General features: G+C 63.3%; 27 protein-coding genes. 4 read left to right on the forward strand and 23 right to left on the reverse strand.

What is annotated here, in order from left to right; translation table 11 throughout:
* Positions 1 to 67 precede the first annotated feature (67 nt).
* The 5 genes from ACSHWJ_RS04615 to hfq form a co-directional block, all read right to left on the reverse strand.
* Positions 68 to 1,288 (reverse strand): ATP phosphoribosyltransferase regulatory subunit, encoded by a 1,221-nt coding sequence (locus tag ACSHWJ_RS04615; protein WP_432539433.1) that lies wholly within the window; start codon positions 1,286 to 1,288, stop codon positions 68 to 70.
* Between the two features lie 128 nt (positions 1,289 to 1,416).
* Positions 1,417 to 2,280 (reverse strand): protease modulator HflC, encoded by an 864-nt coding sequence (hflC, locus tag ACSHWJ_RS04620; protein ID WP_432539501.1) that lies wholly within the window; start codon positions 2,278 to 2,280, stop codon positions 1,417 to 1,419.
* Positions 2,280 to 3,491, reverse strand: a complete 1,212-nt coding sequence (hflK, locus tag ACSHWJ_RS04625) for an FtsH protease activity modulator HflK (protein ID WP_432539432.1) — start codon at positions 3,489 to 3,491, stop codon at positions 2,280 to 2,282. The genes hflC and hflK overlap by 1 nt, the downstream gene beginning before the upstream one ends.
* A gap of 101 nt (positions 3,492 to 3,592) precedes the next feature.
* The gene (gene hflX / locus ACSHWJ_RS04630; protein ID WP_218797964.1) at positions 3,593 to 4,894 is read right to left on the reverse strand and encodes a ribosome rescue GTPase HflX; all 1,302 of its coding nucleotides are present in this window, start codon (positions 4,892 to 4,894) and stop codon (positions 3,593 to 3,595) included.
* Positions 4,895 to 4,941: 47 nt separating this feature from the next.
* Entirely contained in the window at positions 4,942 to 5,190 is a 249-nt protein-coding gene (hfq, locus tag ACSHWJ_RS04635; protein ID WP_010961228.1) for an RNA chaperone Hfq, read from the reverse strand.
* 282 nt (positions 5,191 to 5,472) lie between these two features.
* On the opposite strand from hfq, the gene nagZ reads away from it, so the two are divergent.
* The 3 genes from nagZ to ACSHWJ_RS04650 are packed head-to-tail and all read left to right on the forward strand — an operon-like array spanning position 5,473 to position 7,809.
* On the forward strand, positions 5,473 to 6,507 hold the full coding sequence (gene nagZ / locus ACSHWJ_RS04640; RefSeq protein ID WP_256992955.1) for a beta-N-acetylhexosaminidase: 1,035 nt from the start codon (positions 5,473 to 5,475) through the stop codon (positions 6,505 to 6,507).
* Positions 6,504 to 7,067, forward strand: a complete 564-nt coding sequence (locus tag ACSHWJ_RS04645) for a hypoxanthine-guanine phosphoribosyltransferase (RefSeq protein ID WP_432539431.1) — start codon at positions 6,504 to 6,506, stop codon at positions 7,065 to 7,067. The genes nagZ and ACSHWJ_RS04645 overlap by 4 nt, the downstream gene beginning before the upstream one ends.
* A gap of 1 nt (position 7,068) precedes the next feature.
* Entirely contained in the window at positions 7,069 to 7,809 is a 741-nt protein-coding gene (locus ACSHWJ_RS04650) for an S-methyl-5'-thioinosine phosphorylase (RefSeq protein WP_010961231.1), read from the forward strand.
* 6 nt (positions 7,810 to 7,815) lie between these two features.
* On the opposite strand, the gene ACSHWJ_RS04655 is transcribed toward ACSHWJ_RS04650, so the two are convergent.
* Entirely contained in the window at positions 7,816 to 8,262 is a 447-nt protein-coding gene (locus ACSHWJ_RS04655) for a thiosulfate oxidation carrier protein SoxY (RefSeq protein ID WP_010961232.1), read from the reverse strand.
* Positions 8,263 to 8,690: 428 nt separating this feature from the next.
* On the opposite strand from ACSHWJ_RS04655, the gene soxZ reads away from it, so the two are divergent.
* Positions 8,691 to 8,993, forward strand: coding sequence for a thiosulfate oxidation carrier complex protein SoxZ (gene soxZ, locus ACSHWJ_RS04660; RefSeq protein WP_017366302.1), 303 nt, complete (start codon positions 8,691 to 8,693; stop codon positions 8,991 to 8,993).
* On the opposite strand, the gene ACSHWJ_RS04665 is transcribed toward soxZ, so the two are convergent.
* The 17 genes from ACSHWJ_RS04665 to ACSHWJ_RS04745 all read right to left on the reverse strand — a co-directional run bounded on the left by ACSHWJ_RS04665 (position 8,994) and on the right by ACSHWJ_RS04745 (position 23,963).
* Complete coding sequence (locus tag ACSHWJ_RS04665) at positions 8,994 to 10,574, reverse strand: peptide chain release factor 3 (RefSeq protein ID WP_010961235.1); 1,581 nt, start codon at positions 10,572 to 10,574, stop codon at positions 8,994 to 8,996. It lies immediately after the preceding gene.
* A gap of 84 nt (positions 10,575 to 10,658) precedes the next feature.
* The gene (locus tag ACSHWJ_RS04670; RefSeq protein ID WP_432539430.1) at positions 10,659 to 12,593 is read right to left on the reverse strand and encodes an ATP-dependent DNA helicase; all 1,935 of its coding nucleotides are present in this window, start codon (positions 12,591 to 12,593) and stop codon (positions 10,659 to 10,661) included.
* 1 nt (position 12,594) lies between these two features.
* A complete protein-coding gene (locus tag ACSHWJ_RS04675; RefSeq protein ID WP_143708517.1) occupies positions 12,595 to 13,122 on the reverse strand; it encodes a tetratricopeptide repeat protein in 528 nt (175 codons plus the stop codon).
* Between the two features lie 57 nt (positions 13,123 to 13,179).
* Positions 13,180 to 14,028, reverse strand: a complete 849-nt coding sequence (locus ACSHWJ_RS04680; protein ID WP_010961238.1) for a TatD family hydrolase — start codon at positions 14,026 to 14,028, stop codon at positions 13,180 to 13,182.
* On the reverse strand, positions 13,997 to 14,353 hold the full coding sequence (locus tag ACSHWJ_RS04685) for a PilZ domain-containing protein (RefSeq protein ID WP_010961239.1): 357 nt from the start codon (positions 14,351 to 14,353) through the stop codon (positions 13,997 to 13,999). Before ACSHWJ_RS04685 ends, ACSHWJ_RS04680 begins: the two co-directional genes overlap by 32 nt.
* The gene (gene holB, locus ACSHWJ_RS04690) at positions 14,350 to 15,354 is read right to left on the reverse strand and encodes a DNA polymerase III subunit delta' (protein WP_432539429.1); all 1,005 of its coding nucleotides are present in this window, start codon (positions 15,352 to 15,354) and stop codon (positions 14,350 to 14,352) included. Before holB ends, ACSHWJ_RS04685 begins: the two co-directional genes overlap by 4 nt.
* Complete coding sequence (tmk, locus tag ACSHWJ_RS04695; protein ID WP_432539428.1) at positions 15,347 to 15,973, reverse strand: dTMP kinase; 627 nt, start codon at positions 15,971 to 15,973, stop codon at positions 15,347 to 15,349. Before tmk ends, holB begins: the two co-directional genes overlap by 8 nt.
* Complete coding sequence (gene mltG, locus ACSHWJ_RS04700) at positions 15,970 to 16,965, reverse strand: endolytic transglycosylase MltG (protein WP_432539427.1); 996 nt, start codon at positions 16,963 to 16,965, stop codon at positions 15,970 to 15,972. The genes tmk and mltG overlap by 4 nt, the downstream gene beginning before the upstream one ends.
* Positions 16,962 to 17,792, reverse strand: a complete 831-nt coding sequence (gene pabC / locus ACSHWJ_RS04705) for an aminodeoxychorismate lyase (RefSeq protein ID WP_010961243.1) — start codon at positions 17,790 to 17,792, stop codon at positions 16,962 to 16,964. The genes mltG and pabC overlap by 4 nt, the downstream gene beginning before the upstream one ends.
* Before the next feature lie 57 nt (positions 17,793 to 17,849).
* Positions 17,850 to 19,091, reverse strand: a complete 1,242-nt coding sequence (gene fabF / locus ACSHWJ_RS04710; protein ID WP_017366310.1) for a beta-ketoacyl-ACP synthase II — start codon at positions 19,089 to 19,091, stop codon at positions 17,850 to 17,852.
* A gap of 78 nt (positions 19,092 to 19,169) precedes the next feature.
* Positions 19,170 to 19,400, reverse strand: a complete 231-nt coding sequence (acpP, locus tag ACSHWJ_RS04715) for an acyl carrier protein (RefSeq protein ID WP_010961245.1) — start codon at positions 19,398 to 19,400, stop codon at positions 19,170 to 19,172.
* Between the two features lie 92 nt (positions 19,401 to 19,492).
* The gene (fabG, locus tag ACSHWJ_RS04720; protein WP_218797974.1) at positions 19,493 to 20,230 is read right to left on the reverse strand and encodes a 3-oxoacyl-ACP reductase FabG; all 738 of its coding nucleotides are present in this window, start codon (positions 20,228 to 20,230) and stop codon (positions 19,493 to 19,495) included.
* Entirely contained in the window at positions 20,227 to 21,183 is a 957-nt protein-coding gene (gene fabD, locus ACSHWJ_RS04725; protein WP_218797975.1) for an ACP S-malonyltransferase, read from the reverse strand. Before fabD ends, fabG begins: the two co-directional genes overlap by 4 nt.
* A 12-nt stretch (positions 21,184 to 21,195) precedes the next feature.
* On the reverse strand, positions 21,196 to 22,161 hold the full coding sequence (locus tag ACSHWJ_RS04730) for a beta-ketoacyl-ACP synthase III (RefSeq protein WP_010961248.1): 966 nt from the start codon (positions 22,159 to 22,161) through the stop codon (positions 21,196 to 21,198).
* The gene (plsX, locus tag ACSHWJ_RS04735; protein ID WP_010961249.1) at positions 22,158 to 23,177 is read right to left on the reverse strand and encodes a phosphate acyltransferase PlsX; all 1,020 of its coding nucleotides are present in this window, start codon (positions 23,175 to 23,177) and stop codon (positions 22,158 to 22,160) included. Before plsX ends, ACSHWJ_RS04730 begins: the two co-directional genes overlap by 4 nt.
* A gap of 78 nt (positions 23,178 to 23,255) precedes the next feature.
* Entirely contained in the window at positions 23,256 to 23,450 is a 195-nt protein-coding gene (gene rpmF / locus ACSHWJ_RS04740; protein WP_010961250.1) for a 50S ribosomal protein L32, read from the reverse strand.
* 9 nt (positions 23,451 to 23,459) lie between these two features.
* Positions 23,460 to 23,963 (reverse strand): YceD family protein, encoded by a 504-nt coding sequence (locus tag ACSHWJ_RS04745; protein WP_228370171.1) that lies wholly within the window; start codon positions 23,961 to 23,963, stop codon positions 23,460 to 23,462.
* Positions 23,964 to 23,996 lie beyond the last annotated feature (33 nt).

Raw genomic sequence — 23,996 nt, forward strand, 5'->3', positions numbered from 1 at the left:
AGATGATTCCGTAGCTGTATCGTTTGGCCTTCACCGCCGCGGGGACGGCAAAAGCCGGAAACCGGTGTCAGGTGTCTTTGGAGGCAACAGGACAGACACACCAGCGCTCACCATTGCGCCGCAACTCGCTGCGGAATCCGTGAGCTGCCGCATCGCCCTGCTGACCCGGAAGTGCCTCTATCACGATCCGCCCGGCGTCGCGCAGTTCACGGATGGCCGCGATCAGTGCGGGGTCGGAGACGGCGGGAGCGAATATGGCCTCTCCACTGCCGACAAAAGATTCGCCGAGCCCGGACAGTCGGAGGACGACCTTGAGATCGGCGCTGAATCCCGTTGCCGGGCGCGCCCGCCCGAACACCTTCCCGATGTCGTCATATCGCCCGCCGCGAGCAATTTCCCTCCCATAGCCCGGCACGAACGCAGCGAACACCACACCGGTCTGATAACGGTAGCCCCGCAACTCGGCCAGATCGAAATTGACGGGAACCTCGGGGCAGCAGTCGCCGAGCCGCTCTGCCAGCACCGCCAGCTCCTCCAGAGCCGTGTGCACCGCGGCATTGGCCTCGGACAGGCATTCCCGGGCCCGCTCCATGACACCGTGACGACCGTTGAGGTCGACCAGCTCAGTAAACATGCGGGCCAGCGGTGGATCGATGTCCAGGCTTGCGACAGCCGCGGTGAGTTCCGGGCGCGCCTTCTGCTGCAAGAGGGAAAACAGCTCGCCTTCCTGCTCCCCGGTCAGACCAGCCTGGCGTGCCAAGCCACGGAAGATACCGACGTGCCCCAAATCCAGATGGATTCGTTCCACGCCGACCGTCGTCAGAACCTCTAGCATCAAGCGGATGATCTCGAGATCACTGGCCCGGCCGCTGTGGCCGTAAAGCTCGGCGCCGAACTGGATGGGACTGCGCGATTTTTCCAGACGATCGGCCTGGGTATGCAGCACGGACCCCAGGTAGCAGAACCGTCCCGGCGTATCGCCGGCATGGGTGCGGGCATCGATGCGGGCGACCTGTGGTGTCATGTCGGCGCGGATGCCGAGAAGGCGCCCACTGGCCTGATCGATCAGCTTGAACGTCTGGATATCCAGGTCGTGGCCGGCGCCCGTCAACAGCGAGTCGATAAACTCGATCAGCGGCGGCATCACCAGGCGGTAGCCCCAGGCCGCAAAGCGGTCGAGCACCCTTCGCCGAAGCAGTTCCAGCCGCTCGGCTTCCTCGGGCAGGAGTTCTTCGATGCCTTCCGGCAACAGCCAGCGGTCATCGGCCGGATAAGAAAAAGGGAACATAAGGAATCGTGGGGTCGGACCGCAATCAACCGGCCCTTCCCGGAACACCGTTGGGCGAAAGACGTCGGTGACGGATTATAGCGGAGGAATCGCCCGGGTGCCCGTCGGCGACGGGCACCCCGCCTCCTTTACTTGCCGGTGGATTTCTTGAAATACCTGAAGAACTCGGAATCAGGCTCGAGCACCAGGGCGTCGTCTTCCTGGATCGCAGTGCGGTAAGCCGAAAGACTGCGATAGAGACTGAAGAATTCCTTGTTCTTCCCATAGGCCTGGGCGTAAATATCCGCCGCCGCGGCCTCCCCTTCGCCGCGCTTGAGCTCGGAATCCCGGTAGGCGTCGGCCAGGATCACTTCCCGCTGACGATCGGCATCCGCACGAATCCGTTCGGCCGCCTCGGCGCCGCGAGAACGGAAATCGCGGGCCACCCGCGCCCGCTCGGCCTCCATCCGCCGATAGACCGAGGAACTGACCTCGCTCGGCAGATCGATACGCATGACGCGGACATCCACTATCTGGATCCCCAGCTGTTCCGCCACCGGACTCGCCGCATTGCTCAGCACGTCACGGATCTGCGAACGTTCGGACGATACCAGTTCCCGGATGGTGCGCTTGCTGAATTCGCTGCGCATCGCGTCCTTGACGATCTGATCCAGGCGAATGTTCGCCTGGATCACGTCGCCCGCGACGGTCGTGTAATACTTGGCAACGTCCTTCACCCGCCATTTCACGAAGGAATCGACGATGACGTTCTTTTTTTCGGATGTCAGGAAGCGCTCCGGCTTGGACTCCAGGGTCAGAATCCGTCCGTCGAACTTCTTGACGTTGTTGATGAACGGAACTTGCAAGTAAATCCCGGGCGTATAGTCCGACTGCACGATTTCGCCCAGCCTGAACCGGATCACCTTCTGGGTTTCGGAGACGGTGAATACCGACAACGACGCCAGCACCGCCGCCGCGCCTGCCACTGCGATGATTACCTTGGTCTGCACCATCATTGTCCCCTCCCGTCCCTGCCGCGGCTCGAGGCGCGCCCGCCGCCGCCCTTGGCCCCTCCGTCCTGCCCATCGATCTGCGTCGGCACGGAAACGCTGCCGGTTTCCGTTTCCGAAACCGCCGTATCGGCGCCGACCCGACCCGATCTGATCTTGTCCAGCGGTAGATAGACCACGTTGTTCCCGCCCTTCACGTCCAGCAACAGAGTGTTGGCACGCCCCATCACTTCCTGCATCGATTCGATGTAAAGACGCTCTCGCATCACCTCCGGCGCCTTCTCGTACTCGGCCAAAATGCGCTCGAACCGGCCTGCTTCGCCGCGCGCCCGGGCGATGACCTTTTCCTTGTAGCCTTCCGACTCTTGAATCAGTCGCGACGCCGCGCCCCGCGCCTTGGGGACCACTTCGTTCGCATAGGCCTCGGCCTCGTTTTTGAGCCTTTGCTCGTCCTCGCGCGCCTTGATGGCATCCTCGAACGCCGCCTGCACATCTTCCGGGGGCTGCGCATCGACCAGATTGACGGTGATGATCCGGATGCCTGCGTGGTACTGATCGAGAATCTCCTGGATTTCGGACTTGATGTCCGAGGCGATGCTACTGCGTCCTTCCGTGAGCACGAAATCCATGGTGCTGTTGCCGATCACCGATCGTTCGGCACTCTCGGTGACCTGTTTCAGCGTGCCCTCGGGATCCAGCACGTTGAACAGATACTCTTTGGCGTCCTTGATCTGGTACTGCACGGCCAGACGCACATCGACGATGTTTTCGTCCTGGGTCAGCATGAGCGCTTCGCGCGGCACCGAACCCAGTGAGCCAACCGCTTGCTGGCGCCCCCCCGAACGATAACCGACTTCGACGAAGCGCTGCTGTTCGACGTTCACCACCGTCACGGTCTCTACCGGGGATGGCCAGTGCCAGTGCGGACCGGGCTGGGTGGTTTCGACGTACTTGCCGAAACGCGAGACCACGCCGCGGCTGCCTTCGTCGACGATGTAAATGCCGGTCAGACCCCATACCGCCACGGCGGCCGCACCGATCATACCCGCCAACCGGGTCGCGTTCCCGCCGCCCCCGTCGGGCTTGCGTCCGAACAGCTTGTTGATGCGTTCCTGCAAATTGCGAAGAACTTCGTCCAGATCCGGCGGGGTATCCTGCTGGTCGCGCCCGCTCCACGGGTCCTTCTTTCCACCGCCCGGTTCATTCCAAGCCATGTGAACACTCCTGTGACGATCTATTAGCCATTGCTTTCGATTTGCAGCATTGCCCGGATTATCCCGGAAATTCCTCAAACATACAAAAATCCCCAGTGGAATCATCGGGGGCTCACGGTCAGCAAATCCTCGCAGTCGGCACGTTCGGGGGCGTCCCCGATGGCACGGCGCAAAGCGCGGGCACTGGCCGGAAACTCCACGGACAGCCGCCAGCCGCCTTCGCCATCGGGCTCGTCCCACAATATCCTCGCTTCGCGATAGAGGCGTGCCCGGAGTTGACCCTGACCCGCGGTCAGGGTCAGGATGCGACGCTCGACGCCGCCCCCCAAGACCTCCTCCAGAAGCCCCTTGAGCAAATCGAGGCCGGCGCCACTCCGCGCCGAAATCCAGACCCGGGCGGGCCGACCCGACGCATCGCGTTCGACGTGAGGAACCACACCGTCCAGGCCATCGACCTTGTTATGTACCTCGATGCACGGAATCCGGTCGGCACCGATCTCCGCCAGCACCTGCCGCACCTCGGCGATGGTTTCATCCATCCGTTCATCGGTGGCATCGACGACATGCAGCAGAAGATCCGCTTCGGCCGATTCCTGGAGGGTGGAGCGGAACGCCGCAACGAGTTCGTGCGGGAGATGACGTATGAACCCCACGGTGTCTGCCAGCACCATGTCCAGACCGCCGGTGCTCAGACGGCGCAGGGTCGGATCGAGGGTCGCGAACAGCTGGTCCGCCGCATAGACGTCAGCCCGGGTCAAGGCGTTGAACAGAGTCGATTTGCCGGCGTTGGTGTAACCGACCAGGCCGACCACCGGCACTTGCGCCCGGCGACGGGCCTGCCGCCCTTGATCGCGCTGCACCTCCACCTGCTGCAACCGCTTCTGGATCTGGCGAATACGGTTGGCCAGAAGACGCTTGTCGGTCTCGAGTTGGGTTTCGCCCGGGCCGCGCAGGCCGATCCCACCTTTCTGGCGCTCGAGGTGAGTCCAGCCCCTTACCAGCCGGGTGGAAAGGTGTTTCAGCTGAGCCAGTTCGACCTGGAGCCGCCCCTCGAACGAGCGCGCGCGCTGGGCGAAGATGTCCAGAATGAGGCCGTTACGGTCGACCACCCGGATGTTTAGTGCCTTTTCGAGATTGCGCTCCTGACTCGGCGTGAGCGCGTGATTGAAGAGCACCAGATCGGCCTCATGCACCTTGACCGTCTCGGCCAGCTCTTCCAGCTTGCCCTGACCGATGTAGAAGCGCGGATCGACCGCACGCAACCGTCCCGCCAGAGTCGCCACCGCCTCGGCCCCCGCGGAGAGAGACAGGAGCCGAAACTCGTCCAGATCCTCCTGATCCGGCCCGGCCAGCGGCATGTGCACCAGTACCGCGCGTGATCCGATACCCGGCCTATCGAACAACCGACTCCCTCACGACGACGGTTCCATGAGGCACACCTCCCTCTGCCTCATTCGGCCTCCTCGTCGCCACTTTCACCCGCATGTGGGACGCGCACCGGGCGGCCGGGCACGATGGTCGAAATCGCATGTTTGTATACCATCTGGCTGACGGTGTTCTTCAGCATGATTACGTACTGGTCGAACGAATCCACCTTTCCTTGCAGCTTGATTCCGTTGACCAGATAGATCGAAACCGGAACATGCTCTTTCCGGAGTGTATTCAGGAATGGATCTTGCAGATTTTGGCCCTTCGACATCCTCTTTCTCCTTGTTGTTTTTTGGATTGGATTACCTTCCCATCCAAGACTCGGAACAAATTAACAGAATTACACCGGCATCGCTATCTGCACAATCTTGAGACAAACCGTTTGCAATTCAAGCCTTCCCATGAAAATTTTCCGCGGTGCCAGGATCCGACTCCTCTCCTTCCCGCCTCATCGCCGATCCCAGTCGTCCCTTTTACAATTCAATGGAAAACCGCCGCCGTCCAACCGACGCTCCATGGTTTACAATGCCGGCCCCGAAGCGAAGAGAGCTCCATGAACCCCATCTCCCCCCCGCGCTGTGTGATGTTCGACCTCGTCGGGCCCCGGCTGTCCGCAGACGAACGTGAATTCCTGTGTCACCCCGCCGCCGGCGGGCTGATCCTGTTCAGCCGGAACTACGCGTCACCGGACCAGATGCTGGCGCTGGTATCGGAGGTCCGCAGCTTGCGGCCCGACATGCTGATCGCCGTGGATCATGAGGGCGGTCGGGTCCAGCGTTTCCGCGAAGGCTTCACCCGGCTGCCGCCGGCCTCCGCGTACCTCGAAGTGGCTGGCGAAGCCGGACTGGCAGCGGCCGAAACGGCAGGCTGGCTGATGGCAGCGGAGCTGCGCGCCGTGGGCGTGGACTTCAGCTTCGCGCCGGTGCTCGACATCGACAGCGGCATCAGCACCGTCATCGGCGACCGCGCCTTCGCCCGTACACCGGAGGAAGTCACCGCCGCGGCCCGCGCCTTCGCCACCGGCATGCGGCGTGCGGGCATGGCGGCGGTGGGCAAACACTTCCCCGGCCACGGTGGTGTGGCCGGCGACTCGCACCTCGTGCTGCCCGAAGACCGACGCGAACTCGAAGAATTGCTCGCGCGTGATCTGCTGCCCTTCTCGGCGTTGATCCGTGAGAACCTCGAAGGCATCATGCCGGCCCACGTCCTTTACTCCCGCATAGACGCCCGGCCGCCGTGCTTCTCCCCTTTCTGGCTGCAGACCATCCTGCGCGAACGGATGAATTTCGATGGCGCGATCTTCTCGGACGACCTGTCCATGGCCGGCGCAGCCGTGGCCGGCGACTATGCCGCGCGTGCGCTGGCGGCACTCGAGGCAGGCTGCGACATGCTGGTGGTCTGCAACACCCCCGAGGCGACGGCGAGCATTCTGGAAGCCCTGGAAAACCGTACCGCATCCCCCGGCAGTACCCGCCGTCTCGCCGCCATGTACGGCCGCTCGCGAATCGACCGCGACGCGCTGGTGGCAAGTAGCGAATGGCGCAATGCGGTCGACCGCATTCACTCTTTCAACGACTCTGCGCAATGAACAGACTCGAAGAAATACGGCAGGTCGAGACGGCCGCCGAACGGCTGTACTCCGAAGCCGAGGTCGAAAACGCCATCATGCGCCTGGCCGCGGAAATCACCGAAGCCATCGCGGACCGCAATCCGATCGTCATGACCATTCTCACCGGGGGCATCGTGTTCGCCGGCAAGCTGCTCACCCATCTACGGTTTCCGCTGGAGCTCGACGCCATCGGCGCCACCCGCTACCGCGGCCGGACCGCAGGCGGCGTAACCCACTGGCGACTGGAACCTGGCCTTTCCCTGCAGGGCCGCACCGTGCTGCTGGTCGACGACATCCTCGACGAAGGCGTCACCCTCGCCGAGGTACGCGAACACTGTCTCGACCGAGGGGCGGAGCGCGTCCTGATCGCCGTGCTGGTCGACAAGGATCTGGGCCGGGAAAAGCCCTGCCGGGCAGATTTCGTCGGCCTGGTGACCGAAAACCGCTATCTGTTCGGATACGGTCTGGACTACAAAGGCTATTTGCGCAACGCCGCGGGCATTTATGCCTGCCCCCCGATCGAATCCCAAGGAACCTGACATGAGCCTCACCGCAATCATCGGCGGCACCGGCCTGACTCGGTTGACGCACCTCCAAGTCCACCGCCGTGAATCCCCGGCCACACCCTATGGCGCACCGTCCTCCGAGCTGACTTTCGGCCGGCTGGCCGGTCGCGATTTCGTATTCCTGGCACGCCATGGCGACCCGCACACCATCCCGCCCCACCGGATCAATTACCGCGCCAACCTCTGGGCCCTGAAACAGGCCGGCGCCGAGGCCGTCGTCGCCGCCGCCGCGGTTGGCGGCATCAGGCCCGACCTTTCCCCCGGCCGACTGGCCATCCCGCACCAGATCATCGATTACACCTGGGGGCGGGCCGCCACCTTCTTCGAGGAGGGGCTGGACCATGTCACCCACATTGACTTCACCACCCCTTACAGCGAAAGCCTGCGCCAGAAGCTCATCGCCTCGGCCCGTGCCGCCGGCCTTTCCGTCGTCGACGGCGGCGTCTATGGCTGCACCCAGGGACCACGGCTGGAGACGGCGGCTGAAATCGCACGAATGGAACACGACGGCTGCGACCTCGTCGGCATGACCGGGATGCCGGAAGCCGCGCTGGCGCGTGAACTCGAACTGCCCTACGCGGCCTGCGCGATCGTGGCCAACTGGGCTGCCGGCAAGAGTGAAGGTGAAATCACCTTGGCCGAAATCGAGCGGCATCTAGCGCGGGGGATGGCCGATTTCGTCGCGCTGCTGACCCGCTTCGCCGAGTCCTCGTGATCCGGATCAGCCGCAGCCGCCGATGGTTACCTTGACCTGTTTGCGGCACCCGTAAATGCGGCCCCCGGCTTCAACCAATGCCACCACGGGGCTACTCTCGTTCATTTTGATTCGGAACGAAACCAAAGGTACGGCTCCGTTCCGGAACTCGAAGGATGCCGCCAGTGGCCTGGGATTGCGCACCACCAGAAGATGCAACGCCGTGGTGCCCTCGAGACGGCTCTCCAGGGTGACCGGCACGATCGCGCCGTTTTCCGCACTGTCGGGGACATCCAAGGCCAGCAAGGCGGTTTCTTCCAGCTTGCGATCGGCGGTGAGGGAGCGCAGAACGGCCTCATAGGCCGCCGGATCGGCCTCCCTCCCGAAAGCCGAGGGGGCAACGGACAACCGCCATACGGCGATGCCCTTCAGGGCGGAGAGGACGAAACGGCGGCGGGAGAGATGGAAGCTCATCGAACATGCCCAACTTGCCGGTGCAACCAGCTTATCGTTACCCTGAGCCCCGGCCAAACCCCTTGTTCTCCACTATCCTGAATCCGTGAGCCTTTTGATCCAAGCCGATGCCATACATGGGATGACGGCTACGTTTCCGCTCCCCCCTCATGATCGATCGCGGCCTCCGGCGGAAAGAACCGAATCGCCACTCGACCTCGACCGCCGGGCCGATGCCGATCGGCCACGGTGCGTCATCCGGCTCGGGCGGCCTCGTTTCTTCGCAAGGCCCCACGGCGGATTCCCGATTTCGGCCGAACCCGCCCGCTCACCGCAGTGTTTCCTGCCGTTCATGAGGATCTCCCGACCGCGGGCCGCTCTCCCTGAAGAAGCCCCGCGCAGCAGAAACCGGCGTTCCGCACCGGCCATGAACACGGATATCAGGTAGTATGAAAATCCGCGCCCGAACCGCTGACGGCATCACGACCGTCCGTTTGCTGATCACCCATCCGATGGAAACCGGCCGCCGCCGGGACGAAACCAGCGGTGTGGTCGTCCCCGCACACTATATCGAGGAACTCACCCTCGAGCATGACGGCAAACCCGTGGTGCGCTGCCGCCTCACCACCGCCGTGTCCAAGGACCCCTATTTTTCCTTCCAATTCCGCGGCGGACGACCGGGCGAACGCATCCGGGTGAACTGGACCGACAATCTCGGCAACACAGAATCGCAGGAAGGCGTCATCGAGTGATTACAGTTCCCGGGTCGCGCTGAAACGGATCTCCGGCCAGCGCTCCTCGGTGAGCGACAAATTCACCCGGCTGGTGGCAAGATAAACCAAATAGCCGCTGCCGTCCTCGGCCAGGTTGTCGTGGACCTTGCGCTTGAACTCTTCCAGCTTCTTGGGATCGCTGCACGACACCCAACGTGCCGTCGTCACCGGCACCGCTTCGTAGACGCAATCCACATTGTACTCGGCCTTGAGCCGGAACGCCGTCACGTCGAACTGCAACACCCCCACCGCACCCAGAATCAGATCGTTGTTGCGCAAAGGCTTGAACAGCTGAGTCGCTCCCTCTTCGCTCAACTGCTGGAGACCGCGCTGCAAGGCCTTGGAGCGCAGTGGATCCTTCAGCACGACGCGGCGGAACAGTTCCGGGGCAAAGGAGGGGATTCCCTCGAATTTCAGGTTCTCTCCCTGGGTGAAGGTGTCACCAACCTGAATGGTACCGTGGTTGTGCAGACCGATGATGTCGCCCGGATAGGCCTCTTCCACATTCTCGCGGCTGTCGGCCTGGAAGGTGATGGCGTTGGCCACTTGCATGGCCTTGCCCGAGCGCACATGGAACAGCCGCACACCCTTGGTGTAACGACCGGAACACACGCGCAGGAAAGCGATACGATCGCGGTGGGCCGGATCCATGTTAGCCTGGATCTTGAATACGAAGCCGGAAAACTTGTCCTCCCCCGGCGCCACGAGGCGCTCCCGCGCCTGGCGCGCCTGCGGCGGCGGTGCATACTCGGCGAAGGCATCGAGCAATTCGAGGATGCCGAAGTTGTTGATCGCCGACCCAAAGAACACCGGCGTCTGGCGCCCGGCGCGATAGGCGTCCGGATCGAACTCGTGGCTCGCACCCCGCACCAGTTCGATCTCCATGCGCAGTTCGTCCGCGATATCCCCCAGGAGTTCATCCAGCTTCGGGCTGTTCAAGCCCTCCACGACCTCGCCCTTGACGATGCGGTCGCCGTGCGATGCACTGAACAAATGGATCGCATCCTCGTACAAGTGGTAAACGCCCTTGAAGCGTTTGCCCATACCGATCGGCCAGGTGATGGGCGCGCACTGGATGTTCAGCACCCGCTCGACCTCGTCCAACAGCTCCACCGGCTCCCGGCCCTCACGGTCCAGCTTGTTGATGAAGGTAAGGATCGGCGTGTCGCGCAGCCGGCACACCTCCATCAGCTTGATGGTCCGCTCCTCCACACCCTTGGCGCTGTCGATCACCATGAGGGCAGAGTCCACCGCCGTAAGGGTCCGGTAGGTGTCCTCGGAGAAGTCCTCGTGGCCCGGCGTGTCGAGCAGGTTGAAGATGCGGTCACGGTGCTGGAACTGCATCACTGAGGTCGTGACCGAGATGCCGCGCTGCTTCTCCATCTCCATCCAGTCCGAGGTCGCATGCCGCGTCGCCTTCCGACCCTTGACCGAACCCGCAAGCTGGATCGCTCCGCCGAACAGCAGCAGCTTTTCGGTCAGCGTGGTCTTACCGGCATCGGGATGGGAAATGATGGCGAAGGTTCGCCGCCGCTCGATTTCGAATTCAAGTTCGGACATGGAACAGGTTTGCGGAACGAAAAAACCACATATTCTATGCCAATCGCCGACCCGCCGGGCACGAGCCGAGGCCGTCCGAAAAACTCAGACGGAACCTTCCGCCGGCGGATCGGCAAAAAAGGCCCGCACCGCACCGGGATCGCGGGCGATACGCATCGGCGGCAGGCTGTCCAAGAACACTCGCCCATAACTCCTGGACACGAGCCGGGGATCGGCCAGTACCAGGACACCGCGATCGTCCACGTCCCGGATCAGCCTGCCGGCACCCTGTTTGAGGGCGATGACGGCGGCCGGAAGCTGGAACACGCCGAATGGACTGTGACCGCGCTTGCGGATGGCCTCGAGCCGGGCACTGACGACCGGATCGCCGGGCGATGCGAACGGCAGCTTGTCAATCACCACACAGGACAACGCCTCTCCCCGTACGTCGACGCCTTCCCAGAAGCTGGCGGTCCCGAGCAACAGACCGTTGCCCGAGGCGCGGAAGTCGTCCAGCAGCCTGGTCTTGGGCCGGCTGCCCTGGACGAACAGCGGAAATTCGGTCTTGCCTTCCAGAATAGAGGCCGCCTCGGTCAGTGCCTGATGGCTGGTGAACAGCAGAAAGGCGCGCCCCCGGCTCGCTTTGAGCACCGGCCATGCCGCCCGCAGCACGGCCCGGGTGTAGTTGCCGGCGCCCGGATCGGGCAAACCGGGCGGCAGGTACAGGAGGCTCTGGCGGCGGTAGTCGAAGGGACTCTCCCAGCGCCGGCACTCGGCATCGACGATACCAAGCTGACGGGAGAAGTGCTCGAAACGCCCGGCCACGCTCAACGTCGCCGAGGTGAAGATCCAGGTCGCCTGCCGCGCCTTGCGGAAACGCGTGAACTCGCCGGCGATGTCCAGCGGCGTTCGGCTCAGGGAAAAGCCGCGGCGATGGATCTCGAACCAGCGTACCGATTCCTCGGTATCTTCGGCCAGGAACGCCTCCAGCCGCTGGATGAACTCGTCGCAGCGCTTCCAGCAAGATTCCAACCCTTTGCCGCGCACCGCCGCAATCTTGAGCTGCGCGGCCAACGCCAGCAAGGCTTCCTCCATACGCCCGAGTCCGGCATTCACCTCCTCCTTTCCGGCCACTGCGTGCCAGGCGTCCCGCCGAGGTTCCTCGCCCAGCGCAGCGCGCATGGCCGTCAGCTCCACCTTGAGCAGAGTCGCGGCGTCGGCCAGCCCACCCATGTCCGGTGCATCCTTGGCCCGCTCGATCAGGGTGTCGTCCGCCAGTTCGGCGAACTGGCGGCTACTCAGGCTGACCCCCAGGAACTGTGTGGCGGTTTCGGCGAACTGGTGGGCCTCGTCCACGATGATGACGTCGGCCACCGGCAACAGTTCGCCGAAGCCGTCGGTCTTGACCGCCCAGTCGGCCCACAGCAAATGGTGGTTGATGACGGTGATCTGCGCCTCCTGGGCGGCCTTTCTGGCCTGGACCACAGGACAGCCTTCGTAGAGCGGACACTCCTGTCCCAAGCAGTTTTCGGCCGTGGAGGTGACCGAGCGCCACAGCGGTGAAGCCTCCGGTACGTCGTTCACCTCGGCGACATCGCCGCTGCGGGTCGTCTTCGCCCAACGCCGGATGCGTTCGAGCTGATCGGCTTCCTCGGCGCTGAAGCCGGCGCGAAAGCCGAAATCGACGACGTTTTCCAGCCGGTAGGGACAAAGGTAATTCGATCGGCCCTTGAGCAGAGCGGTGTGCACCGGCGTCCCCAGCGCCTGCCGCAACAAGGGCAGATCCTTCTGAAACAGTTGATCCTGCAGATTCCGCGTGCCGGTGGAGACCAGCACCCGCTTGCCGCTCAACAGGGCCGGCACCAGATAGGCGAATGTCTTGCCGGTGCCGGTGCCGGCCTCGGCGATCAGACAGCGGCCGCCGCGGATGGCCTGTTCCACCGCCCGCGCCATACCGATTTGGGCATCACGCGGGCGGAAGCCCGCCAGGAAACGCGCCAGCGGGCCGTCCTCCGCGAAGACGTCGTCGACGCCGCTCACCCTATTTTTCCACGCCGCCCGCGAGCTGGCCGGCTTCCTCGATCAGCGCCTGACATTTCTGGACCAGATCCGGATTGCCCCGAGCCAAGACCTTGGATTTTCGTGCCAGATCGAGCGCAAGACGCGGCTGCTGCTGGGCCATCCGGACCGTCGCCAGACGGTACCACAACTCCGGATTACGCGGCTGCATGCGGATGGCGCGCTCCAGGGTGGTGGCGGCGTTGTCGAGCTGACCGGAACCCTGAGCCTTGTCCGCCTCGGACATCAGGGCTGCCACGGCGGGGGTCGGCGCCGGCTGCTTCTTCGCGCCTGCCCAGGCTCCCGGTGCCGGCCTCGCGGGCGGAGCCGCCGCTTTCGGCCTGGGACTGGGCGCCGGTGCTGCCGTGGGGGCCGGACGGACGCTCGGCATAGCAGGCTGCCTGACCACTTTCCGCTGCGCGCATCCTGCTGACAAGGCCAGGCACAGGGCCACCGCCAGCCATTGGGGGGGCAGCGCATCGAAACGCCGGGAGTTAGCGTACGAATCCATCAAGAAACCGGATGGTAGGAAAAACCCAATGGGGCTAGCAATATCTGTTCCGTAAACTTAGCCATTTCCGAACAGCGTGTAATAGTTCCGCGTCGTCCGATCCGCCACCTCGCCCAGTGACGCGCCGCGCAGCTCGGCGATCATACCGGCGACATGGCGGACATGCTGCGGATAGTTCGGTTTGCCCCGCAGCGGCACCGGGGCCAGATAGGGCGAGTCGGTCTCGATCAGATAGCGCTCGTCCGGCACTCGCCGCGCGACGTCCTGAATGGTTTCGGCGGTGCGGAACGTGACGATTCCCGAAAAGGATATCGAGAAATTCAAATCGAGCGCGCGGCGCGCCGTGTCCCAGTCTTCGGTGAAACAATGGAACACGCCACCCACCTCGCCCGCCTCCTCTTCCGCGAGGATGCGCAGGGTGTCGGAGCGGGAATCGCGGGTGTGGACGATCAGCGGCTTGCCGATGAGTTTGGCGGCGCGAATGTGGATGCGGAAGCGCTCCTGCTGCCAGGCGAGGTCACCCGCGCTGCGGAAATAGTCCAGGCCGGTTTCGCCAATGGCGACGACACGGTCGTCATCCGCCAGTGCGGCCAGCCGTTCGGCGCTTGGTTCCTCGGTATCGGTTTCATTGGGATGCACGCCAACCGAAACACACACGTTCGGATAGGGTTCGACGAGCCGGCGCATGGCGGGATAGTCGTCCAGATTGATCGCTACGCACAGCATGCGGTCGACGCCTTCGGCGCCGGCCGCCTCCATGAAGCGCGAAAAATCGCCACCGAACGGTTTCAGGTCGAGGCGATCGAGGTGGGCGTGGGAGTCGATGAACATAGGATTGGATGCAAGAGGGGAGGCCGGGCGCTGCCGGCAAAGCTTACATGGTATGGGTCGGCTGATCCGATTCAAGGTGCCCGGACAGATAACTCTCGATCAACGCCTTGGTGACGCCGCCGTCCTCGTCGCTGAACTGCACGCCGATGCCGGCGGAACGGAAACCGGCGGCCCCTTTCGGGGTAATCCAGACGACCCGTCCCGAGATCGGGATCCGCTCCGGCTCGTCCATCAGCTGCAACAACATGAAGACCTCGTCGCCCAGACGGTAACTGCGTGTCGTCGGGATGAAGAGACCGCCGTTCTTGATGGTCGGCATGTAGGCGGCGTAAAGCGCATTCTTGTCTTTGATGGTCAGCGCCAGGATACCCTGGCGGGCACCCGTCTGCTCTTCGCTCAATGCCTCGCCCCCCGTGGTCTCGACCGGTTCCAGTCTATCAGGATCTCTTCCATGACCAGCTGCCGGTTGGCCTGGCCCTCCAGATTGCGGCGGGCCGCATCAACACCGTCGAGGCAGGCGAACAGGGCGCGGAGATCCAGGCCCGCCGCCGCTTTCCGCAATCCCGGTTCCAGATCGGCGTTGGCCAGGCGCAACGGAACCGATGCTTCAGTGCTACTGATACGGATGAGGTCCGCGATCCAGCCGCGCAACCAAATCAGGACGGTCTCGCCGTCCTCCTTGGCCCAACGCTCGGCCACCGCGAGCGGATCGCTCTCGTCCCTGAGCACGGCCACCCACTCATCGAAGAGCATTCTTCTGCGCTGCGCCAGATCGCCCCCATGCAGCTCGACCGCTCGCACCGGTGCACCACCCGCCATCGCCAGCAAGGCCTCTGCCTCTTCCCCGACCCCCTGTCCACGCAGCCAGCGCAATGCTTCTTCCCGCTCCGGCAGCCTCACATCCAGCCGCTGGCAGCGACTGAGCACCGTCGCCGGCAGTTGCGCAGGTCGTTCGCTGATGAGGAGGAAAAGCGTATGCGGGTCGGGTTCTTCCAGCGTTTTCAACAGACTGTTCGCGGCCGCCATGTTCATGGCATGCGCCGGACGGATGACCACGACCCGGGAAGCGCCATATTGCGGCTTGAGCGAAAGTCTGTCGATCAGCCGGCGAACCAACTCGACGGTGATACGTTTACCGGCTTCCTCCGGCTCGATGTGAAGATAGTCCGGATGATTGCCAGCCACCGCCAGACGACAGGCATGGCAGGTACCGCACGCCCCCTCGGCCGGCGGGCTGGCGCACAGGAGCCGGCGGGCGAAATCGTCGGCCAGCACTCCCTTCCCCACGCCGGCGGCGCCCGAAATCAGCAAGCCCTGCGGCAAACGTCCCGCCTCCAGATACGCCCTCAACCGGCGGCGTGCCGGTGCCAGCCACGGATAACGACCGATGGACTCAGACATGAGCGGCCAACAGGGAATCCACCTGGGTGGCGATGGCCGTCTGAACCAGGGCCAGAGGCCGGTCGGCATCGATCACCCGTATCCGGCCCGGTTCTGCCCGCGCCAGCGCCAGATAGCCTTCCCGCACCCGGGCGAAAAAGGCGCTGTCTTCTCTCTCCAACCGATCCGGACCGCTGCGTTGATGCGCCCGCTTCAAACCGGTGTCCACCGGTGCATCCAGCAGGAGGGTCAGATCGGGCCTCAGCCCGGCCTGAATCCAGTCCCGCAGGAAATCGATGACGCCAGGGGCGATACCACGCCCGGCGCCCTGATAGGCATAGCTGGCGTCGGTGAAACGGTCACAGACCACCCAGTCACCGCGCCGCAAAGCCGGCTCGATCACTTCCCGAAGATGGTGCACGCGGGCCGCGAACAACAACAGCAATTCGGCTTCCGGCCGCACCGTATCCTGACGCAGGAAAATTTCCCGTACCGCTTCCCCGAAAGCGGTACCGCCCGGCTCCCGGGTCGCGACGACCTTCAGGCCTCGGGCGCGCAGCCGGCTCACGACGAAATCGACGTTGGTGCTCTTGCCGACGCCTTCGCCTCCCTCCAGCGTGATGAATTTGCCCGGTGTCACGGCTGCCCGACCTTCTGATAAAGCTCTACCGCCTGTCGGTGTTCGTCCCAGGTCCGCGAGAAGCGGTGGCCGCCGTCTCCCCGTGCCACGTAATACAGACTGTCGCCCGGTGCCGGGTTCAGAGCGGCCCGCAGCGAAGCCAGCCCGGGCGCGGCGATCGGTGCCGGCGGCAGACCGCGATGAAGATAGGTGTTGTAGGGGGTGTCCGCCTTGAGGTGTTCGCGACGCAGATTGCCGTCAAAGCGGTCGCCCAGACCGTAGATCACGGTCGGATCGACCTGCAAAGGCATACCGGTGCGCAGCCGCCGGACCAGCACACCGGCCACTTCGGCTCTTTCAGCGGGCAGGGCGGTTTCTTTCTCGATGATGGAAGCCATGATGAGTGCATCGTCCGGCGTCCGGTAGGGAAGGTCCGGCGCCCGCCGCGCCCATTCCGCAGCCAGGACCGTCGCCATACGCCGGTGAGCGCGCTTGAGGATCTCGATGTCCGACGTGCCCTTGGTGAAGAAATAAGTATCGGGGAAAAACCGCCCTTCCGGATCTCCTTCCGGGATTCCCAGCACCCGCATCAGCACGACACCGTCGCTCTCCGCCGTGACGAGGTGCTCGAGAGCCGGCTGGGCCCGCAGCGCCGCCAACATCTGCCGGAAAGTCCAGCCTTCGACCAGGGTCACGGCATGCTGTCGGACTTTCCCGGAAGCGAACAGCGCCAGCAACCCGCGTCGGTCCAGGCCCGGCGGAATCTCGTATTCCCCCGACTGGAGCCTGCGCGCCAGACCTTCCCTCCAGGCCTGCAGCATGAGCCACCAGGGCTCATCGATCACGCCCGCCTCCTTCAGCGCCAGAGCCACGTCCTTCAGGCCCTGTCCCCGTGCGATCTCGAACACGACTGGCTCGGTGTTGGCAAGCGGCCGCTCGGTAGACTCGATGAAATCCTTCACCGCGACGCCGGCCACCAGCGCCATTACCGCGAGCAGCAGGGTACGCCTCATCCAGCCACGGCCTCATACAGCTGATGGATTTCCAAGCCCCGGCTCAGCATCGTCGTCATCTCGCCCACCGGGTAATTCGTCTCCGCCACCCGTGCCACCGGCCAAATGCCGATGACGCAGTTGGTCAGAAAAATCTCATCGGCCGCTGCCAGTTCTTCCGGCCGGATACGCCTTTCGCTCACCTCGACACCTCGAGACCGGGCGATTTCCAGCACCAGACGCCGCATCACACCGGCCACACCGCAGCGGTCGATCAGCGGAGTCTCGAGCCTACCGGCCTTCACCATGAAGACGTTGCTCATGGTACCCTCCACGAGAAAGCCTTCGGTATCGCACATCAAGCCTTCCTGGAATTCATCGGCCCACTCACCCCGCCCGAGCACCTGCTCCAGACGGTTCGTATGCTTGACCCCGGCCAGCGCGGTATTGATGCCGAGCGGCGTACGGCATAGCGTCACACTCACCCCAGACCGGTAATAGTCCTGCGGAAACTCGGGGGCGGGATGAAGCGACACCACGCGCGTCGGCTCCCCTTCCGCCACGGGCCGATAGCCGCGACCGCCGACGCCTCGTGTGATCTGTATCTTGACGACACCCTCGGCCGCTTCCAATCCCAGCCGTCGCAGATCGGCGGACAGCGCCTCGTCCCCCGGATAACGGATGCCGAGACGGAAGCAGGCATCTGCCAGACGACCGAAGTGGCGACACAGCAGCATGGCTTTTCCCGCGCGCAAGCGCAGGGTAGTGAAGATGCCGTCGCCGTATTGAAATCCCCGGTCCCGCACATCGACACAACCGCTGGATCGACCATTGACCAGGACCCTCATCGGCGGAATCCGGCAGAGATGACAGCAGGTGCGGAAGCCTGGGGTGGCTTCCAGCGCCTATCTGAATTTCTTGAAAATCAAAGTGGCGTTGGTACCGCCAAAGCCGAACGAGTTGGACATGACCACTTCGAGATCTTTTTCCCGGGCGGTATGAGGCACATAATCCAGATCGCATTCCGGATCGGGCGTATCCAGATTGATGGTCGGCGGTACCACGCGGTCCCGAATCGCAAGGACAGAGAAGATCGCCTCGATTCCACCCGCCGCACCAAGCAGATGGCCGGTCATGGACTTGGTCGAGCTGATAGCCGTCGAGTACGCATGCGGCCCGAGCACCGTCTTCATGGCGCGGGTCTCCGCCAGATCGCCGGCCGGCGTCGAAGTGCCGTGGGCATTGACGTAATCGATGTCTTCCGGATTCACTCCAGCATCCCGCATCGCGTGCATCATACAACGCGCCGCACCATCGCCGTCCTCGGGCGGCTGGGTCATGTGATGGGCATCTCCTGACATGCCGAAGCCGATCAGCTCCGCGTAGATGCGGGCACCGCGCTTCTTGGCATGCTCCAGCTCCTCCAGCACCACCACGCCGGCACCATCACCCAGTACAAAGCCGTCGCGGTCCTTGTCCCAAGGACGGCTCGCCCGCACCGGGTCGTCATTGCGGCGCGACAAGGCACGGGCCGAGATGAATCCACCCAAGGCCGTCGGTGAACTCGCCATTTCGGCACCACCGGCCAACATGACGTCGGCATCGCCATACTGGATGATTCGGGCCGCGCTGCCGATGCTGTGAGTCGCCGTGGCACAGGCAGTGACGATCGCGTAATTCGGGCCTTTCAGGCCGTACTTGATGGAGAGGTTGCCGGAAATCATGTTGATGATGTTGGCCGGCACAAAGAAAGGAGAAATTTTGCGGGGTCCACTTTTGAGGAACACGCCGTAACCGTGCTCGATACCGGTGATCCCGCCGATGCCGGAGCCGACGCAGACGCCAACGCGGTCCGCATTGGACTCGGTGACCTCCAGCCCCGAATCTTCGAACGCCTGACTGCCCGCTGCCATGCCGTAGTGGATGAAAGTATCCATCTTCTTGGCTTCTTTTTCGGGCAGATACCGGGTGACATCGAAGTTACGCACGCTGCCACCGAAGCGGGTAGCGAAGTCGGATACATCGAAATGCTCGATCGGGCCGATTCCGCTGCGGCCGTTCAGGATGCTGTCCCAGCTCTCGGGGACATTGAGGCCCACCGGACAGACCATCCCCAGTCCGGTGATGACGACGCGACGCTTGCTCACGCTGACACCTGGAGGTAAACGAAAGAAGACCCCACCGGATGACGCTGTCCCGTGGGGCTGATGGAACGGTAAGACGAATCAGGTATGGCTCTGGATGTAATCGATCGCCTGCTGAACCGTAGTGATCTTTTCGGCGTCCTCGTCGGGAATTTCGCACTCGAACTCTTCCTCGAGTGCCATCACCAGCTCGACCGTGTCCAGAGAATCGGCGCCCAGATCGTCCACGAAGGATGCCTCGTTCGAGATCTCGTCCTTCACGCCCAACTGTTCGGCGACGATCTTCTTTACACGTTCTGCTATATCACTCATTGTTTTTTGTCCTCAGTGTTATTCAAGTTTAGAGGTGCGGAGATTTTAGTGTGAATTCCCGCGAACACAAGCACTCTGGCGTAAAAAGCCGCTCAGGGCATGAACATACCGCCATTGACATGGAGGGTTTCTCCGGTGATGTAAGCGGCGTCGTCGGAGCACAGAAAAGCCACGGCCCCCGCAATCTCCTCGGCCTGTCCCAGCCGTCCCAGGGGAATCGACGCCAGCAGGGCCGTCTTGTGTGCTTCCGGAAGGGCGCGGGTCATATCGGTATCGATGAAGCCCGGCGCCACCGAATTCACCGTAATGCCGCGCGAGCCAATCTCTTTGGCCAGGGATTTGGTGAAACCGATGATACCGGCCTTGGCCGCCGCATAGTTGGTCTGCCCGGCATTGCCAGTCAACCCCACGACCGAAGTGATGTTGACGATGCGGCCGGTACGGGCCTTCATCATGCCTTTGAGGCAAGCCTTGCTCATGCGGTAGACGGAAGACAAATTGGTGTCGATGATCGCATCCCAGTCTTCATCTTTCATACGCATCAGCAGACCGTCACGGGTAATGCCGGCGTTGTTGACCAGGATCGTCGGTATGCCGAATTCCTCGTTGACGGCGGCCACGAAGGCCTCGACCGAAGCGGGATCGCTCACGTCCAGCACCCGCCCGCAGCCGTTCAGGCCGGCATCGGTGAGCGCGGATCCGATCGCTGCGGCTCCGTCTTCCGAGGTGGCGGTGCCTACGACCGTATGACCGGCCTGCGCCAAACGATGGGCGATCGCCCGCCCGATTCCTCGGCTGGCCCCCGTGACAATGGCTATCTGGTCCGTCATTGAATCGACTCCAAGGCTGTATTCAACGAATCCTGATCCACGATGGCGAGCGTCGCTTCGCTGCTGACGATCCGCTTGTTGAGGCCGGCCAGCACCTTGCCCGGCCCGCATTCCACGAAGCGCCTCACGCCCTGGTCGCTGAGGAAGCGGATGGTTTCCGACCAGCGCACCGGCTGGGAAATCTGCTGAGCCAGCACCGCCCGGATCACCTCGGGAGACGGATGCATGGCGACGTCGACGTTGTGGACCACGCCGATCCGGTCACGGGGCGATTCGAACGACGTCTCCGACAGCAGGGCCGCGAATTTTTCCGAGGCCGGCGCCATCAGCGCACAATGCGAGGGTACGCTGACCGGCAGCAGCACCGCCCGTTTCGCCCCCAGCGCCTTGGCCGCCACGATCGCACGCTCCACCGCCTGGCTCGCGCCGGCGATCACCACCTGGCCCGGGGCATTGAAATTGGCCGGCGTCACCACCGAATCTCGGGTGGATGCCTCTTTGCATGCCGCGACGACCTGGGGATCTTCCAGACCGAGGATGGCGGCCATGGATCCCGCGCCCGGCGGGACCGCTTCCTGCATCAGTCTGCCGCGCTGGGCCACCAGTTTCACCGCATCGGCGAAGCCGAGCGCGCCGGCGGCGACCAATGCCGAATACTCCCCCAGGCTGTGGCCGGCCATCCAGGCGGGGCGGCGATCGGTCAAACTGCACCAGATCCGCCAGGTCGCGACCCCGGCGGCCAGCATCGCCGGCTGGGTGTTGACGGTCTGGTTGAGCTCTTCCTCGGGGCCCTCCTGGACCAGACACCAGAGGTCGAAACCGAGCACTTCCGAGGCTTCAGCGAAGGTCTCGCCGACCACCGGATGGACTGCGGCGAGATCCGCCAGCATGCCGATGGACTGAGAGCCTTGCCCCGGAAAAAGGAAAGCGAGGCTGTTGTCGATGTTGGGCATTACGAATGGTCTTTAATAGCGCAGAAGAGCGGAGCCCCAGGCGAACCCGCCGCCGAAGGCTTCCATAAGCACGGTTTGTCCGCGCTTGATGCGGCCGTCGCGAACGGCCTCGTCGAAAGCCAGAGGAATCGATGCCGAAGAAGTGTTGCCCTGCTCGTCCACCGTCACGACCACCCGCTCCATGGGCAACTGGAGCTTCTTCGCGGTCGCCGCAATGATGCGGATGTTGGCCTGATGGGGCACCAACCAGTCGACGTCAGATTTCTGAAGGCCGTTCTGTTCCAGGGTTTCATCGACGATGCGACCGAGTGTGTTGACCGCGACCTTGAAAACCTCGCTGCCCTGCATCCGGATGGTGCGGCTCTCGTCGCTGCCTTCGCCGTTGCTGGCGGGATTGGGCAGATAGAGCAGATCTTGGTAATGGCCGTCGGAATGGATATGGGTGCTCATGATGCCGGGCTCGGTGGCAGATTCGAGCACCACGGCCCCGGCACCGTCACCGAACAGAATGCAAGTCGAGCGGTCGTCCCAATCCACGGAACGCGAATTGACCTCCGTACCGACCACCAACACGCGGTTGGCATTGCCGGCGGAAATGTACTGGTCGGCGATGCTCAACGCGAAGATGAACCCCGAACACGCCGCCTGCACGTCGAAAGCCGCACAGCTGCGCACGCCCAAACGCTGCTGCAGGAGGCATGCCGTGCTGGGAAAAACCCGGTCCGGCGAACTGGTCGCGAGGATGATCAGATCGAGATCGTGGGGATCGATGGCGGCAGCCTCCAGTGCCTGCCGGGAGGCAATCTCGGCCATGCTGGAGGCCGTTTCGTCAGCAGCCGCGATGTGTCGGCGGCGGATGCCAGTGCGCTCGACGATCCATTCGTCCGACGTCTCGACCCGCATGGCGAGATCGTCGTTGGTCACCACCTGCCGGGGAAGGTAGCCGCCGGTGCCCGCGATGCGGGAGTAACGGCTCACGCCAGATTCCTCGCGGCGAACACATCCGTCATCCGCTCGCCGATACGGTGCGGAACGGCTTTCTCGACTTCTTTCACAGCGATCGTAACGGCATTGGCAAAAGAAAAGCGATCCGCGTTGCCGTGGCTCTTGATCACGATGCCGCGCAAGCCCAGGAGACTGGCACCGTTATACTGGCGCGGGTCGATCCGGTGCTTGAAGGCATTGAGCACGGGCAGCGCGATCAGGCCGGCCAGCCGGGTCAGCAAACTGCTGGAGAACTCCCGCTTGATGAAATGAGAGATCATTTTCGCCAGACCCTCGCTGCTTTTCAGCGCGACATTTCCGACGAAACCGTCGGTTACGACGATGTCGACGCTGCCCTTGAAAATGTCGTCGCCCTCGACGAAGCCGACGAAGTTGACGTGGGCTCCGCTGAGCAGCTCGGCGGCCCGCTTCACCTGCTCGTTCCCCTTGATCTCCTCTTCGCCGATGTTGAGAAGACCGACCGTGGGATGCTCCCGCTCCTCCACTGCCCTGACCAGCTCATAACCCATGACCGCAAACTGATAGAGGTGCTCGGCAGTGCAATCGACGTTGGCACCGAGATCGAGGACATGGGTATGCCCCGTCATGGAAGGAACGGCCGCGATGATCGCTGGCCGGTCGATGCCTGGCAGGGTCTTGAGAACGAACTTGGCGATTGCCATCAACGCGCCGGTATTCCCGGCGCTCACGCAGGCGTCGGCATCGCCTTGCTTGACCAGATCGATGGCCACCCGCATCGACGAGTCCTTCTTGTTGCGAAGCGCCTTGGAAGGCTGGTCGTGCATTTCCACGACCTCCGAGGCATGATGCACCCTCAACCGATCCCCGAACCGACGCCGGGTATCCTTGAGATACTCTCTCAGCACCGACTCGTCGCCGACCAGCACCAACCGCAGCGAAGGGTTTTGCTCCAAACTATCCAAGGCCGCCGGCACCACGACTTTGGGCCCGTGGTCACCACCCATCGCGTCCAATGCGATGGTCGTCATACCGTCACCGCGCCGCATGCATCGCCATCAAGAGTCGATATAGAAAGGCAACGAACCGTCAGACCGGAGGGTCTATGCTTATTCTTCAGTCTCGTCGCCGTGCTTCGGCGCGATGACGCGACGACCACGATAGTAACCGTCCGGGCTCACATGGTGGCGCAGATGGGTTTCGCCAGTGTTCGCCTCGACGGACAGGGCACTCGCGCTCAATGCGTCGTGCGACCGCCGCATGCCGCGCTTCGAACGGGTCTTGCGATTTTGTTGAACAGCCATGATGACTCCTTAAGAAGACTTGCTATCGTTGTTTTTCAATTGCTCTAGCACGGCAAACGGGTTTTCCCTCTTTCCCTTTTCCGCCCGCGGCCCAAGCGGCGCGGCATCCCCACAGGCTGCGTGCTGCGGTATCAACGGGATGGCCAGCACCAGCTCATCCTGAACCAGGTCGGACAGGCGGATCGGCGCTCCGCCATCGAACAGCAGCGGCTCGTAAGACGCCGGCAGGTGGTCAGCCTCCTCCAGCGAGGCCACGACACCCAGCGCGACCCGTAACCGCACCGGCCATGGCAGCCGATCCAGGCAGAGCTGACACCGCAGCACGAGATCCGTTTCAACCGTACCGGTTACCACCGACCATCGACCGTCCTTGCCGAAATCCAGTGCAACCCGGACGTTTCCGGCCCTTTCAAACAAGGACTCTTCGATTCGATCGAAAAGCGTCAGCGACAATTCGCCCGCTACCCGGCGACACTTGTCGGCGAACCTCAGCGGATCGACGAATTCAGGCAAGCGGGAAAGCATAATCGTGTAATAATACAGGCA

It is taken from the genome of Methylococcus sp. S1M, assembly GCF_051295855.1.
Lineage (GTDB): Bacteria > Pseudomonadota > Gammaproteobacteria > Methylococcales > Methylococcaceae > Methylococcus > Methylococcus capsulatus.